Genomic DNA, 17,731 nt, shown 5'->3' on the forward strand with positions numbered 1-17,731 from the left:
TTATGAAAATTAATAATTTTATACCAACATTACTTGAACAACGGAGAGGTATCGTTGCAACAAGTGGGAATCAACAGACAAAACCCATTCAGGTTTTAAGACCAAGCTGGAGAGATATGATTAAAAATTACCCTAATAGCTCTGTAGATGTAATTACATTGTATAATGAGATTGGTAATAGCTTGATTGGATACTATAATAAATCAGCTGAGGATTGGGAAAACACTTGTGCTTTCAGAATGAGCAAAGGATTAAATTACAGTGGATTCAAACTACCTTTTGATAATTCTAAATATAAGGCAAAAGGAGCAAAAGGAGGAGTTCATAAAGGTGATGATAAGTTAAATTACTGGTACAGAGTTAAGGAATTGGGTAAATATTTGGAAGAACACTTGGGTAAACCTGAATTTGATGAGACATTAAAAAAAGCAGGATTGGGAGAGGTAAAAGAAGGTTTATCTAAAGAAAGATGGGATAAGCTCCATAAAATGAAAGGAATTGTTATGTTTAAGGTTTCAGGATGGGGAAATGCTTCTGGGCATTTTACACTTGGGATGGAAATAACCTGATATATCCAGGAGACCCTCAGCACAATAACCCCAATAGTCAATACTATTATTTTAAAATGAAATATGAACAATATCACCCTGTTAAAAAGGCGAATATTGTTATACAAACAGACGAGATAAAGCTATGGGAATTAAAATAAAAATTTTTAAATATGTATTTGCCTTCTTAATTCTTTCTAATATAGAAGTCTTAGGACAGAATAAACTAATGGAAGTGAAGAAGTATGCATTTGATAAATGCTTGAGTTATAACTATCAAAAAATTGATTCAAATTTTTATAACACATATAAAGATGCTTCAGGAGTTCAGTTTTCTATAAATGGAAATTTTTTGGAAGATGATGATTTGAAAAGCAAAATAATAGATTACACTATTAATGAAACTGGTCAATACCATTCAATGAAAAACAATTTGCATTTTGAAACAGGGGACAAGAATATAATATTTTACAATTGTTTTGACTTCTATGAATCCAAAGAATTAGGCAGCTATATCAGAAAACTTATTGGAGTGACATCAAAAAAGAAAACTTCAAAAAAATGACAATATGCCCCAACACATCACAGATACCACCCAGCTAAAATGTGACAAAGGAACAGCTATGACACCTATCACAGTAACCAGTCAATCTTTTATGAGTATTGATGGAAAATTACAGGCTACAGAGGAAGATAAGCAACCTGACACCAACATTAAACCTTTTGGAATGTGCAGTGTTTTAAGGTCTTCCTGTTCTCCATCACCTGTTAAGTGGGGGAATACTTCTGATTTTGAAATTGAAGGCAAAAAAGAGCTGCTAGCTAGCTCAACATGTCATTGTTCTATTGGTGGTAAAATAACAGTTGTAAAGTCAGCCCAAAGCTTTGTTGAGGAGTAAAATACAAGCTGATTCTTAGTGATAAAACCCAATCTGCCTTTCGTTTCAAGTAACTGACTGATAATCATTTTTTTTAATAAATCTAAAACCTCTTGTTTGAATGATATTAAGAAATCTATGCTGCCTTAAATAAAATATGTGGTTTTATATTTTGACTTGAAAATAGGATGGAAATAACATTTATTTACGCAAAGGAATATTAATTCGGATGTTCTATTTTAAGAAAGCAAAGAAAAGCGACTTTGTCATTGAATAAGCGATATAAAAAGTTAGCTTCATCAAAATCGATTTCTAATCGATTCATTCTTGACTCACTTAAAATCAAGCATAATAAAAATAGAACTTTGTGTCAAAAAGAAGCTGTATTGATGTAGTTGATGTTACCCTCCCCAACTTTTGCACCTAATCCCAGTTAATATCTGCGAAAAATAAACTGTCACGAAATAACGCCGCCTATAGCATCAGGCGTATATGATTGAGATCATAATTTCTTAATGGGTTAAAAATTATTTTTGTAACTCTTATTTAGCAGATACAACCTAGATTACTTGTGTGTTACACAGTCTTATTTATAGCCATTAATGAAGTTGGAATAAGGAATTTTCAGGCTGTAATTAAGTTATAAGTCTTTTAAAGTTAATCTGTGTTGTATTAGTATTAAAATTGTAATTGATTTAATGATCACCATTTAAAATTTATTAATATGAAAAATTCTGCTTTAACAATTTTTGCAGTCTTTGCTTTTATAGCCTGCAAAAAAAATGAAACAACAACGGTAAGTCAGCCTGCAGACAGCATGTCAGTATCTGCTCCTTCCGATTCTCCAATGGCCGTTAACGACTCTGCAAAAACCACTAATTCCCCGTCTGCGGATTCTCTGAGTGATCAGGATAAAAAATTTGCTGATGCTGCTGCAAAAGGAGGGCTGATGGAAGTGATGATGGGACAACTGGCAGCAACCAATGCTTCCGGTGCTGCGGTAAAAACTCTGGGTGAGATGATGGTCAAGGATCATACTAAGGCCAATGATGAGCTCAAAAAATGGGCATCAACAGCAGGTTATACACTGCCAACGGGTTTGGATGCTGAAAAGCAAAAAAAATATGACGACCTGAAAGCAAAAAAAGGGGTGGACTTTGACCGTATGTATACTGATCTGATGGTTACCGATCACAAAAAAGATATTGAAGAATTTAAAAAAGAAGGCGCCGAGGGTAAGGAAACATCATTAAAATCTTTTGCTACCAAAACCCTTCCAACGTTAGAACACCACTTAACGGAGTCTGAAAAGGCGAAAAGTACTGTTAAATAATATGTAGGCCTATGTTGAATTCTGGGTGATAAGGTAAATCTTTTATTACGGTAACAGAGTCTGGAGTAGGCCTACTATCTTTTGTGAGCGGTCACTGGTACAATAAAGCCTATGGTTTCTTTAGTAATTGGTCTTACCTGACCATAATTTCGTAATTAATACGGTTATTATATTTATGCGAAATGCAAAAGGTATTTCAATACACCAAACAATAAACTGATCAGAATAAGATAGATCATATGAAGTTTATACCGGTAAAGCAGGACCACTGAAATAATTACCCAGAGCAGTGAAAACCAGTTTATAGCTGCTATAGAAATTACCTGACCGTTGAATAAAATTTCCTCACCCAGATAAAATGCCAGGTTGACAATAACACCCACCACTGCTGCCGTTATTAATGATAACACGCTCTGTATCATTTTGTTTTTCTGCGTTTTTTCGATCAAAGGAGCTCCCATAAAAATCAGGATAAAGTTGGGTAAAAACGTAAAATAAGAAGCGATAAGCAATCCGATAGAGCCCATTACCAAAGAACCCTCAAAATGGTTGTATCCGGCCATGAAACCAATATAGGACAGTACAATAACCAAGGGACCTGGTGTAGTTTCCGCGAGAGCAAAACCATCTATCATCTGTGCCTTACTCAGCCACATCAATTTATTGGTTACCAGGTTGGCAGCATAGGGGATAACGGTGTAGGAACCGCCAATTGTTAAGAAAGCAGCTTTGGTAAATAATAGGGATGAGCTCTGCCAAAATACCGGATCAATTAAGAAATTAGATACATATAAAAACGGAGCTAACCACAAGGTTACAAATACCAGCAGTTGTAACACGATTTTTTTTACCGATGTTTCAGAACTGCTTTGATTGGAATTCACAAAGTATACATCTTCATGAATAAGATTCTTGTTTTCTTTATTTCTTGCTTTAGGAATTAAAAGTTTGGGAAAAATCAGGTTGACAGTAATTCCTAAGATGATAATGCCAAATAAGATATAGGGCATTGAAATATGAATAAAATACGACAATAAAAAAGCCATCGATGCGGCGAAAAAATGCAGGGGAGTAAGGAGGGATTTTTGACTTACTTTCCATGTTGCAAATAAAATTATAGCCAGAACGGCGGGTTTTAATCCATTAAATACAGATGTTAACAGCGGTGTATTTCCGTAGAGTGCATATATTAAACTCAGTCCCAGTAAAATACATATTGAGGGTAAGATAAAGAATAAACCAGCTATTATGCCGCCTTTTATACCATGGAGCTTCCAGCCAATATAAATAGCCAGCTGATGAGCTTCCGGGCCGGGTAAGACCATACAGGCGTTGAGGGCATGATAAAATTTGCTGGTACTGATCCATTTTTTCTTATCAACTAAAAAGGAATGCATAATCGTAATATGACCGGTGGTTCCTCCAAAACTGATCCACCCCAGGATGAACCAAAACTGTACAGCTTCTGAAAAAGAGGGTTTTGAGACTTTTTTTTCGTTTATAATTTGTTGCATTTATTTTATATTTGGGGAACATACTGAATGATTCGAAAATCGATGATCCCTTACATAATGTATAAGGCAAATCCTGATTGGAAATATCAGAAAAGATAAACTCAAATATAAGCATTTTAGGTGAATTACAGAAGGTTTTGAGCATGGTTTTTAAGGCCCTGATTTAATCATATTGCACTGAATGTAGTGACATCCAATTTGATATAAATAAAGCCTTGAAAAACCAATTTCATAAGTAACATTGTACAGAGTTATAATTTCAGAAGCCTTTGTTGAGAATGTCAGAAAAAGGCATCATGATATTTATTTTAAAATGCAAATCTTTCAATTCACAGGAAGCTGATCTTTCATTACATATCATGATTTTTTTAAGCTGTCCTCTATCGATATTCTCTTTATTTAAAGGATAAGTAAGCTGTGATTCATAGTATAGGCAATAAGTTCTGCCGAAGTTTTAGTATTTGTTTTTTTTCTAAGGTTACTTTTATGATTCTCCACCGTATTATAAGAGATAAAAAGTTTTTCTGCAATTTCGGGGCTATTGAGGCCTTGGGCCATAAGCTTTAAGATGTCTTTCTCACGATTTGTTATATTTGGCTTTTCTGTGTCTATCTGATGTAATTGCTGATCAACATGCTTAAAATACTGAACTTCATTATCACTAAAGTCTATTATGGAAAGCAGGGGCAGGTTTTGAATAATGAAATGGGAAAGATCGTAAATAAATAATATAGACGCTTGTATTTCGAAATTATTAATAATTTGAGTCGGAGATTGAATTAATACCCAGCGATAATTTCCATCCCGGGTAATCATTCTGCCGTAATGATTGAATAAGACATCGGTTTTTCCCTCTCTTAGAAACTGCATATGAGCATTGATAGCAAATACAAGTGCAGCCATAACGTATTGTCTGTCTTGCGGATGAAATAGATTAATAAAAAATTCAGGATTTGAGCCCATCCAGTCTTCCTTCCTAAAAGGAGTAAACTGTTCAATATTTTCACTTGTTCGCTCTATTTCCATATTGGTCCCATTGATAATAAACCAAAAGAAGGATCCTATAGAAAACTTTTTAGCGTTTTCAATTGAATCCTCGAAAAAAACGAAATAGTTCACAGGCAGTTGACTATCTCTTTTATAAAAATAATCATTAAACTGCTTTTCATCCATCGGGTTAATTTTTTTTCCCATAATATTCTTCCTAATTAAAATTAATATAAGGATACTTTTTTATTGCGAAAATTATACCAGTAGTCACTTAATTTAGTCAATAATTTTTTTGCTGCATACAGTTTCTTGATGTATATTTTTGTGAATAATAAAAGATTTATAGGTTACAGAGGCATGGGAGCCTATCAAAAGTTATGTTTGATATTATAACTATAAAAAAATTTGTTTAAGATAGTGTAAGTGTTTACTGATCATTAAACCATACTATGGTTTAATATCATAATCATGCACTGTATCTTCATCAAGATATAAATACAGTCTCAATTTAAATAGTCCGAAAAACGATTTTTTCAAAACAAAAATACACTCTTGGGTATGTATTCTTTGTACTTGATAATCGGTGAAAAAGAAATCCAGGTCATTCATTTTTTTCCCAATCAGCTGGTCTTCCCGCAGCAGAATATTCTGATCCTTATCATAGAAATGATACTTTTTATTGAAATAAAATTTTTTATTTTTCATACTTAGATTTATGAGTTACAAAGTCTTTTTATTATGCAGATTCTGAAGTCCCTTAATCTGATAAAATATATATAATCATATGTTTTTCTACTGAGCAGGAACAGGTCTTTTTTTTCCGTTCTGTTTGCTGCCCGATTTATTGGATGAACTTTTTAGAAACTTTCTGACCGTTTTTTATAAATGTTAAAACATAAGTTCCTTTATGATAGAAGTTCAATGTAATTTCGCTGGTTTCAGACTTTCCTTTTTGAATCATTTTTCCACTGATATCATAAATTTCGTAGCTGCCAAATTTTTTAGATCCACTATTGACAAGAATCAATGAATTATTATCTGACGAATAATGAACGGCATTTGTTACTTTGTTCGTCTCAATAGTATTTAAAGTAACCCCCGGAATTCGTACTGAATAATCTTCCGTTTGACCATTCGTTAAGTTTTCGCAGGGAGTTTTCTGATTCCTGTCCGCGATCACTCTCATCCTCAGATACGTGTCTTTTACTGCTGAAGCAGGAGGTGTAAAATTAATCACATAAGGTGACTGGCTGGGATTGATCCTGTTAGGTGAAGCACCAATCAATTCTGAATCTTCAAAAATGCCGTTATTATTATAATCAATCCAGGCCTTTATATATTGTGGAGAGCCGCCAAAACTCACCTTTAGCTCATTGAAATTAACGCTGATATCTGTAAAAACATCTTTTGTAAAGCAGTTTTGCAGGCTGTAATCCGCATAATAATGTCCATTGGAATACGTCCAAAATGCATCAGATACATTATCTATGGTGCCGAGCTGAACCCGGGTTGGGCCCATTGATTGATTTGCTGGATTAGTTATACCAGTAGGTTTACAGGCAGTAGCAATTAATATGGGTGTAGGAGAAGCAGGATCGAGAGCAGTTGCTCCTAAAGATCTGGTTAAGTTTGACCGGCGCTGCATGAACATAGCAACACCACGTTCTCTCTGCCCCGCAGTAAATTTTCCTTGGTCTGGCCGTATAATTCATGACATTATACTGGATCCCCTGATAAGGTGATCCTGTACATGGATTAATGTTTGTGTTGGAAGGAAATGGCGAAACGTATAAAAGATTAGCGGTAGGCTCCGTATCACATATTTTGTCATTGCTGGTCGTACAGTTTGAATTATCAGGACAATCTGAAGCCTGTGGGGAAGACGAAATGGTAGAAGTTCCGGAAAAAACATGATCCAAGCCAAGTGCATGCCCGACTTCGTGTGCTAAAACAGATTGATTGCTAATGGTAATAGCACTTACTTTCATAAAAGTATTATAGGCACTATTGGGATTTGAAGGAGCGCCAGCCCAGCCCATAACCCCGTCAGACCATTTGTTTCCATCAAAGCCAATAACCAGATACATATTAAAATAAGAGTTTTCAGGCCAGTGTGGGGCTATACTTTTTACTTCATTTTGATTAGGCCCGTTGGCCCCTGATTCTCTCATACCAGAGGCATCATATCCGGGTAGGCTACTTCCGTTATACCTTATGATTCCGTTAGTGGTGCTACATTGTGGGGTTCTTTTGGCGAGCACCAGTTTAAAAGGGATGACATTTCCGCCATCATTTCCCTGGCCTTCCGGATAATAGCCATTAGCATAGGTTGTTGCAAATATCTTGTTGCAGTTGTCTATCCATTCCTGAATCTGTGCATCAGTCCGTACGAGAGAAGCGTTGGATGGATCAGAGGACTCTATAACATGTATCACAACAGGAATTTCATAGACCTGTCCGGTATACAGCCCGTTTTTAGAGGTGGCCCCAATTTTATTAAGATATTCCTTTGCATTCATCTTCAAGAGACGGGCTTCTGCCTCTTCTCTTGATTTCCGGACTTCCGGATCTTTCCTTTCCAGTTCCTGCTGAACCCGGTCAAAGGCGCAAGATTCCTGCCCAAATATCATTATCGTGCCTAATGATAAAATAATAGTTAAAATTTTTTTCATTGTGATTTTTTTAAATAATAAGAAAATAGATATGTCCGAAACCTTTTTTGCGTGAAGGCCTGATACCAAGTAATAAAAAAGACTGCTGTCTTTAATTTTTAGAAATTTTGAAATCTCAATTTGGGAATGATTCTATTCAATGAAAATCCAGTAGCCACAGGATAAGAGGTCTTTTCCTGAAAAAGTTATTCATCATATGGGATTATCCCTGTTACAGTTTAGAGATAAATGCAATAAGGAATAAAACTACAGTAAGTATCAAACCAATGATGAATCCTGATAATAATTTATTTTTCATGTTAGTTCATTGCTGCTTTTTTGTAAGTGTTTTTTTTATGGTTTTCTATTATATGTACACCTTTCGTCTTATAGTATTGCCTTAAATAAAACAAAGCATCGGTATCCCAAACAATATGATATAAAGAAATTAGGTCACAACACTATGATAGAATGAATAAAAAATATACCGATGCGGTGTTTTATAATTTTAATTGTAGATTAAGTTTGAATAGCATAGCCATGTATCTTATTTTCAGTAAGGTTATATTTCATACTGATGAATAATCTGCTATTTGTAAATTCCTTTACTGCTTTTATTGATGCATCTTTTTCCAGGCCGCCAAAGTATTCCGACTGAGTTTAAATGCTGATGCAGTGGCTATGTTAGTCATCTTATTTTTTCTTTGATATTCCAATATTTTGGCAATGCTTTCATAATCATAGGATTTGTATTCATTATGTATATTGCCATCATGAAATATAATACGGTTAAGGGTGATAACTTCTAATGAAGATAGTTTTTCCTTTCTCAGATAATGCCTGCAATCAGAAATTTTTTCCGGAAATTTTTTCGAAATGATATCTGAAAAAATCTTCACATAATCGGGTCCTATACTTTCCATGATTTTTTTGTATTGTATGATGATATATTCTTATGATTTGTATTTTTCAAGCCACTTGTATAATGTGGTTTTCGGAATTCTATATTCTTCAATAACCTGCGCTCTGGTTTTTTCTCCGCTTTCTATAAGGTTCACAATGAAATCAATAATTTCTTTGGTATAAATATTTTTTCTGAATTTCGGCAATTCAGATTCTTTTTTTACCTGAGATTGATTTCTTGATATTTGCGGAGCGTATAAAATCAAATGCTGATTGTAGATCCTGAAAAAATCATATTCCAAAAGTTTACTCCATCTTAACAGGAGTTCAGAATCAAGACTTTTTAATGTATACATGGTATCGATTTCTTCATCTGAACATTTAAGAAAATTACAGATACGAACAATATCAATTTCAGATTCCAATACTCTTTTTTTAATAATCTGACCTATATGTATATTTTTAAAATCCATGAATCTTGATTTTCTGTATGGTCTTGTCATTTTTATTTGATTACAAGTCTATATAGACCTGTAATCAAATAAATATATAGATTGTGTTTTTTATCATTTTAGGACTAATACTAAATTAAGCTAGGATAATATATCCTGCCTGCCATCCCAAATGTTGTTACTTTATCCACCGGTAATTTGTTCTATTCTGATGAATACTTTCTGTGTAGTAGGCTCTGTTGGTGATGTAAATGGGCTCTTTCCGGACATTATTGTTGCAATATAGGCTACTTTTGAAGATCCAGTGTTATCAATCCATGAATAGTATCTATATTCTGGTCCATTATTACTTGCGTTATAAATACCTGGGTTACCCCATGCACCTGCATTTGATGCAGACATAGTTGACCATGTATTTCCCTGACCTCCACCCGGTTGTGCAGGCGGTACTCGCAGACCTCCTCCGGCGTCAGTGAATGGTACTTGTGAAGTTGAATTACTCCAGAATGTAGTATAATTCCACATAATTGTTTTAGTGATTGTTGAATTATTTCGCAATTGGACATTATTCTCACTAGTACTACTAGTAGAAGTTGTATTGTTGCTAATAGTTGCAGCTGAAGTTTGTAGTGAATGTCTCATGAATACTCTCACAGTATATAACCCATCCGGCGTCTTAGCTTCTACAACAAAGCCTTTAACATTCGTGTCAGGGTCGGTTACAAATTTCATATAATCCATAACAGCTGCAACTTTAATATCAGCTGCCGTTGAAGTGTTATTTCCAACAGTAGCTGTACAATTTAAAGCTGGAGTAAGAAATGGTATTAAATTATTACCTGCGGAACCTTGAATAGGAATTGATGTAGCTACTGGAGAAGATAAAGTCGGAGTTCCTGTAACAGAAAAAACAAATTCTCCTGAGCCATAGGCAAGTGTTCCCGGTTTTAATTTAAACTGCAGCCCGTTAACCGTAATTGTAGAGCCTTCAGTATAGGCAGCTCCATTGCCTCCGGTATAAGGGATTTTTAAATATCCGTTATACGCAACGCCGGCTTGGTACATATTAGGATCTAAAATTGCATTTTCACATCCTAAACTCGTAATGGAAGGTGCTGTAACAACGGAGTTGTTTATGCTTCTCCATTCGGTTCCATTCCAGAAATAATATCCCTTTACAAAAGTAGTCCCACTATTAAAAATAAGTAGTCCTGTAGGCTGATTGGCTACGTTTCCGTCACCATCGGAATTTAAGTCAAGTGTACTGGAAGTTAGATTAATACGGGGTACTAGTATACCTTGGTTATTGGAAGACACATCTAATTTCGCATAGGGATCGGGGGTATTGTTACCAATTGCCACACTTCCGGTTCGTCCAACATTTGAAATTTGATCTTCTCCTGTCACTCCCCAGGCATCACCATCACCGTTACCTCCGCCACCTACTGATACCCAGGAAATACCATCCCAATAATGGAATCCTTTTGTAAAACTACCATTATTTGCTACCAAATATACTAACTGCCCATTTACAGTACCATTTGTTGATAACGAAGATACTCGGGGAACTAATACTCCATCTGTTGCAGTAACATCACCTGGAGTGGTTCCGGTGTGATTTTTTGCTCTTACATCTAAAGTTGCTTCAGGTTTTTGAGTGTTTATCCCAACTTGCGAGAAAACCAATGGACTGAGGGCGAAAATGGCTAAAAGGTTAAAAGACTTTTTCATAATTTGTATAATTAGTTATTAAATCTATATATTCCCTTTCATCGTTAATAAAGGGAAGTATATAATGTTTATTATTATTATTATTATTATTATTATTATTATTGTAAAGCAATATATCTTCAATAAAGCTTGTATATAGTTAATTAAGGTACTTGCATATTTCAGAGGAAGTAGGTATATGTTGAAAATTGATAAATGTGGCCAACAATAGCATTTCTTTGGATTAATTGTTTTTTCGTAGAAATTACCTGTAGATTAGTAGATGAATCAGATATTAAGGAGTTGTTGCATTACCTTGATTTACTTTCATATTATTTATGTAGCTATCAATTCTATTGCTAGGTTAATATGTTATTGATCGGGTTCGTTGTCGTTGAACTTAAAAGGATTCCTTTGTACTGGTCCTTTAAATTGGTGGCCTTTACCGTGAGAATACTCGATGGATGTGGAGTACAGGAACTGATGTCAACCTGTCCGAATGCATGTAGGGTATATAATATTGCACTTGTAAGAATTAATATTTTTTTCATTTTTCCATTTATATGATTACAAATCTTGAACTAGCTCAGGGCTTGTTTAGAATGATAGGTTATTGTGTTTTTTTTCAACCGATGGATACCGGTATTATCTTAAGTGCAAAGTTAGTAGGCCAGGAAATGAAAACATATAGTAGATATCTATCATTTTAACCCTATCTGCTTGCTATTATGATCGTACAGAATAATTTTGTTTGTATTATTGCCTTGGAAAAATACAAATCGAGTAATCCGAAATAGTTCTGTTGCAAAAAGCTGAAATAACAATTCTTCGGATCTATAATAAGTAATAAGATTATCTCCTTTGAAAAACCTAATGATGGTAAGGTGATGATTGAGTATCTGAAATTTTATATAACTAACCCATAAAAACTCTGACAGTGTTCATTATACAATTATGCTTAGTGTTCATAAAAAACGGATTACTGCTGAAGATTAGTCCATTCCAATGAAAATAATCAATCCAACTATTTAATTTTTTTTTTTTACAATATGGAAAATGAAGTAATAGACTTAAGAAGCGACACCTTAACCTTACCAACACCGGAAATGAGAAGTGTGATGAATGATGCCGTATTAGGCGATGATGTGTACAACGAAGATCCTACGGTGAATAAACTTGAAGAAAAAGTGGCAGCAATGTTCGGTATGGAAGCTGCTCTTTTTTGTCCTACCGGAACTATGACCAATCAACTGGCAATTAAAGTTCACACAAAACCCGGGGATGAAGTGATCTGTGACCAGCTTTCCCATGTTTATCTTTATGAGGGAGGAGGAATTGCCATGAATGCTTTTTCCTCTGTGCGGCCACTGGCTGGAGATTATGGAAAATTAAGTGCAGCTCTGGTTAAAGATGCTATCAATAATCCTAATGATATTCATCAGCCTGTAACAAAGCTTGTGGTATTAGAAAACACTACAAACAAAGGAGGCGGAAGTATTTATAATTTTGATGAGATAAAAAAAATAAAAAAAATATGTACTGACCATGGACTTATTTTACATTTAGACGGAGCCAGATTATTTAATGCTTTAACTGAAACTTCAGAGACTCCTAAGGAGTACGGTGAGGTGTTTGACAGCATATCCATTTGCCTGTCAAAAGGACTGGGATGCCCTGTAGGATCTGTACTTATTGGTTCTTTAGAATTCATTAAACAGGCAAGAAGAGCCAGAAAAGCAATGGGAGGAGGATGGAGACAGGCTGGAGGATTGGCAGCAGCAGGTATTTACGCTCTTGACCATCATGTTTCCCTGCTTAAAAATGACCATTTAAGAGCAAAAAAAGTAGGCAACTTATTACTTGCCTATACAGAGATTATACGCTTATATCCCGTTGAAACGAATATTGTAATAGGAGAGCTCCCCGAAGATAGAGAGGCAGTAAGTTTTGTAGCCGGAATGAAGGAAAAGAATATATTATGTTCTCCTTTTGGGAAAAACCTGGTACGCTTTGTTACCCATCTTGATTTTACAGATTCTCATTTAGATATATTGGAAAGCAGATTAAAATTGTACAATACCGGTAGGACCAGCTAAAATAATACTATTAATAATGAACTGCTTTATTTTCTATTTCATCTGATATTTTAAACGGACTTTTGGATGACAGATAGGTATCCTTTCTGTCTTCTGAGGTCAAGCCACTTACCGTATTTCTAAGATTATTCTTTTGAATTTAATATAGAATAAAAACAGAAATATCTTCAAAAATTGGCTCTTCCGACACTTGATATAACGACTTTTAGGAGACACCTGATATGTTTTCTAATTGATGTATTACCACAGCATCAGGATAACATTAAAGTGTACACAATAAAGATAACATTATTGTTTCTTGTTGATCGAAAGCTACACCCGCGGCTGTTTCGGGACATATATGGATTTCGGATCTATAGAAATAGCGGGTTTATAAAGAACTTGTTTAGACTTTTTATTTTAACCACAAACTGAAGATTTGACATAGTCAAAAGCCACAAAGTTTCTTGAACACTCAGCTTTTGTGACTCAGTTTTTAATTAGTTTAAACAAGCTTAAAAACAAAATACAAAAACACAAATTATAATTAATCGCATGAAAATTTCCGTTATTATTCCTGTTTATAATGCAGAAAAATATGTTGCAAATGCAGTACATTCTGCATTGCAATTTAAAGAAGTTTATGAGGTTATCCTTATTGAAGATGGATCACCTGATAATGCACTTAAAATTTGCATTGGACTAGCTGAAAAATATGAAAGAGTAAAATTTTTTCAACATGCGGATCAGAGAAATCATGGTGCCGGAACCAGCAGAAATCTGGGGATTGAAAAATCAACGGGCGATTTTATTGCTTTCCTGGATGCTGACGACTACTTTCTACCGAATCGATTTGATGCTGAAAAAGAGCTTTTTAAAAATAAGAAAACTGAGGGAGTGTATGGTGCGCTTGGTGTACATTATTATTCTGAAAAAGCAAAAAAACAGTATTACAGGTTATTTGGTGAAAGGCTTACAACAGTTTATAAAAAATATGAACCGAAGGATGTTTTTAAAGGTCAGCTTCATATGCTTGGAACCTTTGGTCTTTTCAGTATTGACACGCTTACCCTGCGAAAAGAAGCCCTGTTAAAAATGGGGTCTTTTTTCAGGCCGGGCTTACAGCTTCATGAAGATACTGAATTCCTTTTCCGCTTATCGTTTTATCTCGATCTGTATCCCGGGATTATAGATCAGGCTGTGGCTATAAGGGGAGTGCATGAAAGTAACAGAATAACAAAAGTAGACAACCGGGAAATAAATCCGGCAATATCAAAAGCGATACTCTGGAAAGAGGTTAACAATTGGATGCAAAGTGAAAAAGAGGTTTCAGAAGATATAAGAATTCATGCTAAAAGAATGCTTAGAAGTTTCGAAATTGCAAAAGCACCTCTGCTGCAAAAATGGGGAATGATAATCCGGTATTTTTTTACAGATTATCCAAGCATACGTTCAGGTCTTTATAATATTAACTTCAGGTCTAGCTTATTGTAAAATATCTAACGGCTCGTTGTTACAAGACTGAACTATTTTAACAAAGGATTCCCCTTTTCTGCAAATGGTAATAATTTAATTAATGATCTCTCCTTTATTCTTCGCTAATTTTTCCTGCCACTGCTGTAATTGCTCAGGTGTCTGTCTTTGCCAATCTTTTATTTCTCCGATGATCTTCAGCGGCTCGCTGGTACGGTAGGAACGTGTAGGATTGCCGGGAAACTTTTTATTAGTGACATTGGGATCATCCTCAAAACTGCCATTGGGCTCAACAATATAAACCCGTTCAGCCCCGTTGCCCCTGGCTAAAGCTGCAGCTAATCCTGCTCCGTTAACCAGTGCTGTAAAGTAGATGTGATTCATTACGAGCTCCGACTGATAGTTGGAAGTACGTCCAGCTGTCAATAGATCACCTACTTCCAGATCTGCTCGTGTACCATGGTAAAAGGGTCCCTTATCTGAAGGCTGGTTTACAGATGATAATGCTAATTCATGATACTTTTTTGCTTTATCAATATCGCCAAGTTCTTCATAACATTGAGCTATCTTTGAATAAAGAGCAATAAAAGCTCCTTTCACTGCATCATTATCAGCTTTTAAAGCAAACTCCAGTGCCGTTTCGTACCAGCTTAATTGGTCAGGAACCTTTACCTGGCACCGCCCAATAAACCAGGCTGCAAGGAACTTTTCAAAATCGTTTGTTGCCTTGTCCCAGGCCTGTAGAAATAATTTACCTGCTTCTTCCGGATTTTCAGTTTCTTCCAGCTGTATACCTTGCATACAAAGCTGTATAACGGGATTGTTGGGGTTGAATTCCATTTTTCGATAATTATTTTTTTAAAGAACGTAAAAATCATGTTTTGCGCATATAACCTCATCGAATATCTGCAATTCTACTATTTTCCCCTGAGATATTCGCTCAGAGTATCAAGTGCTTACCGAGAGATATTGTAGTTGCTTAAGGGATGGATTGCTCACTTGACCCTTACTGAAATGAGAACGCTTTCCCAAGCAAAATTATATAAATATGGCAAATAAAAAAGTAAATGTTACGTATTTGAATTTCTTAACTTTGCATTATGAAAGAAAAGGTGACAAGAGAAGTTTCCAGATTTAATAATGAGCTTAAACTGCAAGGCTTTAAAGCATTTCAAATAGAAGAAGATGGTGCTGAGACCAGGACTTACAGTAGAAAAGATTTTTATAAAATTTGCCTGACGACCGGCAGAAGCAAAATTCATTACACTGACAAAACGTATGAGCAGGAAGGAACAATCCTTTTCTTTGGAAACCCGCATATTCCTTATTCGTGGGAAACCATTTCAACAACTTATGCCGGCTACACTATTCTTTTCTCTGAAGAATTTTTTAAAAACTCTGAGCGTTCGGAAAGTTTACAGCAGTCCTCATTTTTTAAAATTGGCGGAACACCCGTTTTGAAAATTACTGAGGAACAAAGATTTTTTCTCAATACCTTATTTCAGAAAATGATAACAGAGCAGGAGAGTGATTATGTATTTAAAGATGAGTTGATTCGCAATTACATCAGTCTCATCATCCACGAATCTCTGAAGATGGAGCCTTCTGAAAATTACGAACAGAATAAGAATGCATCTTCAAGATTGACTTCCGTTTTCATGGAATTATTGGAAAGGCAGTTTCCTATTGAAACTATCCAAAACCCACTTCAGCTACGAACTGCACAGCATTACGCCCAACATCTCAATGTACACACCAATTATCTGAACCGGGTTGTAAAAGAAGTCACAGGAAAATCTACAACATCGCACATTACTGAGCGAATTATTATGGAAGCCAAGACCCTTTTGCTACACACCGACTGGAGTATTTCAGAAATCGCTTACGCCCTGGGATTCGACTATCCAACCTACTTCAATAATTTCTTTAAAAAATTTACAGGAACTAATCCGACTGCTTTTCGTTTGTCGGAAGTTTGATTTTCTTAATCTTTGGTTTGATAATCATTACCACTCTGCTCAAAGGAGGTATTAACTTTGTACTTGGTAATCAAATCCAAATACAATGTCAGATTTAAATAACATCCCCGATTCTACTTCTGTTCAGAAAGATATTTTTGAACGGCTTTTAGCTGGTGAAACGATATTTCCCAATGATTTACAAATAGCCAGACTAAGAGAGGAAGCATTTGCTGTGAAAGCATTACTTATACAGATGAATGCTTCTTCGGATCCGGAGGAAATTATGCAACTATTAAGCAGGATTTTAGATAAAGAAATTCAGGATGTTGCCGTATTCACACCAATTTACATCAATTACGGCAAGCACATCAGCATTGGAAAAAATGTCTTTATTAATTTTGACTGTACTTTTTTAGCATTAGGTGGAATTACGATTGAGGATGATGTCTTAATTGGTCCAAAAGTCAGCCTTATTACCGAAAACCATCCGTTAAACCCTCAAGATAGAAAAGGACTGATTGGCAAACCTATCCTTATCAAAAAAAATGCATGGATCGGTGCCAACGCGACCATTTTACCTGGTGTGACAATTGGTGAGAATGCAGTTGTAGCAGCCGGAGCGGTGGTGTCTAAAAATGTTCCCGACAATAGCATTGTCGGTGGAATACCTGCAAAATTTCTTAAAGATATTTACTCCTAAATCAAAAATTAAGCGTCAGGCAATTGGTAACCCATATTTTCGGTTTATACACCGTCAATAATAAAAATAAAAAAATATGAAAACAGAAATTCCCAAAATAAGCGATTTTCCTACGGGTGAAGAAAATACTGAATATGCACCATATTTTACAGGTAAATCTTACCTGGCAATGCTTACTACAGAGAAGGATTTAAATGTGCCCCTTTCAAACGTAACCTTTGAACCCGGCTGTAGAAACAACTGGCATAAGCACACTGGAGGACAGATTTTAATTGTCGTAGGCGGTGAAGGATTGTATCAGGAAAAAGGAAAGCGTGCCATACATCTGAAGTCAGGAGATATTGTAGAAATTGCACCTGATGTGGAGCATTGGCACGGAGCAACGGCAAAAAGCTGGTTTTCCCATCTCGGTGTTACATGTAATCCGATAACGAATGAAAATGTCTGGCTTGAACCTGTAACTGATGAAGAATACAGTGAGGCTAATAAGCAGATTAAAAAAGGATGAAGAATTGGAAGTATATACCCACTTTTTTTGTAATC

The 17,731-nt window shown here is 35.3% G+C and carries 19 protein-coding genes; 9 read left to right on the forward strand and 10 right to left on the reverse strand.

Features of this window, described 5'->3' with window-relative positions:
• The first annotated feature begins 2 nt into the window (after window positions 1-2).
• From MP477_RS20530 to MP477_RS20545, 4 genes are all read left to right on the forward strand, one after another.
• A complete protein-coding gene (locus tag MP477_RS20530; protein WP_257191871.1) occupies window positions 3-569 on the forward strand; it encodes a type VI secretion system amidase effector protein Tae4 in 567 nt (188 codons plus the stop codon).
• Between the two features lie 124 nt (window positions 570-693).
• The gene (locus MP477_RS20535) at window positions 694-1,113 is read left to right on the forward strand and encodes a hypothetical protein (protein WP_257191872.1); all 420 of its coding nucleotides are present in this window, start codon (window positions 694-696) and stop codon (window positions 1,111-1,113) included.
• A 4-nt stretch (window positions 1,114-1,117) separates the two neighbouring features.
• Entirely contained in the window at window positions 1,118-1,447 is a 330-nt protein-coding gene (locus tag MP477_RS20540) for a DUF4280 domain-containing protein (RefSeq protein ID WP_257191873.1), read from the forward strand.
• 703 nt (window positions 1,448-2,150) lie between these two features.
• The gene (locus MP477_RS20545; RefSeq protein ID WP_257191874.1) at window positions 2,151-2,759 is read left to right on the forward strand and encodes a DUF4142 domain-containing protein; all 609 of its coding nucleotides are present in this window, start codon (window positions 2,151-2,153) and stop codon (window positions 2,757-2,759) included.
• Between the two features lie 173 nt (window positions 2,760-2,932).
• Here MP477_RS20545 and chrA read toward each other — a convergent pair whose 3' ends face one another.
• The 9 genes from chrA to MP477_RS20590 form a co-directional block, all read right to left on the reverse strand.
• The gene (gene chrA / locus MP477_RS20550) at window positions 2,933-4,273 is read right to left on the reverse strand and encodes a chromate efflux transporter (RefSeq protein ID WP_257191875.1); all 1,341 of its coding nucleotides are present in this window, start codon (window positions 4,271-4,273) and stop codon (window positions 2,933-2,935) included.
• Between the two features lie 399 nt (window positions 4,274-4,672).
• A complete protein-coding gene (locus MP477_RS20555; RefSeq protein WP_257191876.1) occupies window positions 4,673-5,446 on the reverse strand; it encodes a LuxR C-terminal-related transcriptional regulator in 774 nt (257 codons plus the stop codon).
• Between the two features lie 264 nt (window positions 5,447-5,710).
• A complete protein-coding gene (locus tag MP477_RS20560) occupies window positions 5,711-5,968 on the reverse strand; it encodes a hypothetical protein (RefSeq protein ID WP_257191877.1) in 258 nt (85 codons plus the stop codon).
• 136 nt (window positions 5,969-6,104) lie between these two features.
• Window positions 6,105-6,782, reverse strand: coding sequence for a T9SS type A sorting domain-containing protein (locus tag MP477_RS20565; protein ID WP_257191878.1), 678 nt, complete (start codon window positions 6,780-6,782; stop codon window positions 6,105-6,107).
• A 34-nt stretch (window positions 6,783-6,816) separates the two neighbouring features.
• Entirely contained in the window at window positions 6,817-7,935 is a 1,119-nt protein-coding gene (locus MP477_RS20570; protein ID WP_257191879.1) for a M43 family zinc metalloprotease, read from the reverse strand.
• A 593-nt stretch (window positions 7,936-8,528) separates the two neighbouring features.
• Window positions 8,529-8,837: a helix-turn-helix domain-containing protein gene (locus MP477_RS20575; RefSeq protein WP_257191880.1), complete on the reverse strand. Its 309-nt coding sequence runs from the start codon at window positions 8,835-8,837 to the stop codon at window positions 8,529-8,531.
• A gap of 30 nt (window positions 8,838-8,867) precedes the next feature.
• Entirely contained in the window at window positions 8,868-9,320 is a 453-nt protein-coding gene (locus tag MP477_RS20580) for a helix-turn-helix domain-containing protein (protein WP_306552789.1), read from the reverse strand.
• A gap of 132 nt (window positions 9,321-9,452) precedes the next feature.
• Entirely contained in the window at window positions 9,453-11,000 is a 1,548-nt protein-coding gene (locus tag MP477_RS20585) for a hypothetical protein (protein WP_257191881.1), read from the reverse strand.
• Between the two features lie 338 nt (window positions 11,001-11,338).
• Entirely contained in the window at window positions 11,339-11,530 is a 192-nt protein-coding gene (locus tag MP477_RS20590; RefSeq protein ID WP_257191882.1) for a hypothetical protein, read from the reverse strand.
• A 498-nt stretch (window positions 11,531-12,028) separates the two neighbouring features.
• Here MP477_RS20590 and MP477_RS20595 point away from each other — a divergent pair, with 498 nt between their 5' ends.
• Window positions 12,029-13,075: a low specificity L-threonine aldolase gene (locus MP477_RS20595; RefSeq protein ID WP_257191883.1), complete on the forward strand. Its 1,047-nt coding sequence runs from the start codon at window positions 12,029-12,031 to the stop codon at window positions 13,073-13,075.
• 534 nt (window positions 13,076-13,609) lie between these two features.
• Window positions 13,610-14,548 carry a glycosyltransferase family 2 protein gene (locus MP477_RS20600; protein ID WP_257191884.1) on the forward strand — a complete coding sequence of 313 codons (939 nt, stop codon included), beginning with the start codon at window positions 13,610-13,612 and terminating at the stop codon, window positions 14,546-14,548.
• Window positions 14,549-14,623: 75 nt separating this feature from the next.
• Here the strand turns inward: MP477_RS20600 and arr are convergent, their stop codons facing one another.
• Window positions 14,624-15,064, reverse strand: coding sequence for an NAD(+)--rifampin ADP-ribosyltransferase (arr, locus tag MP477_RS22880; RefSeq protein ID WP_373567441.1), 441 nt, complete (start codon window positions 15,062-15,064; stop codon window positions 14,624-14,626).
• A 563-nt stretch (window positions 15,065-15,627) separates the two neighbouring features.
• Between arr and MP477_RS20610 the strand changes: the two genes are divergently transcribed.
• From MP477_RS20610 to MP477_RS20620, 3 genes are all read left to right on the forward strand, one after another.
• Window positions 15,628-16,506, forward strand: coding sequence for an AraC family transcriptional regulator (locus MP477_RS20610; RefSeq protein WP_257191886.1), 879 nt, complete (start codon window positions 15,628-15,630; stop codon window positions 16,504-16,506).
• A gap of 85 nt (window positions 16,507-16,591) precedes the next feature.
• Window positions 16,592-17,188 (forward strand): DapH/DapD/GlmU-related protein, encoded by a 597-nt coding sequence (locus tag MP477_RS20615; RefSeq protein WP_257191887.1) that lies wholly within the window; start codon window positions 16,592-16,594, stop codon window positions 17,186-17,188.
• 76 nt (window positions 17,189-17,264) lie between these two features.
• Window positions 17,265-17,696: a cupin domain-containing protein gene (locus MP477_RS20620; protein ID WP_230036563.1), complete on the forward strand. Its 432-nt coding sequence runs from the start codon at window positions 17,265-17,267 to the stop codon at window positions 17,694-17,696.
• The last annotated feature ends 35 nt before the right edge of the window (window positions 17,697-17,731 follow it).

It is taken from the genome of Chryseobacterium sp. WG23, assembly GCF_024586575.1.
Taxonomy (GTDB): Bacteria; Bacteroidota; Bacteroidia; order Flavobacteriales; family Weeksellaceae; genus Chryseobacterium.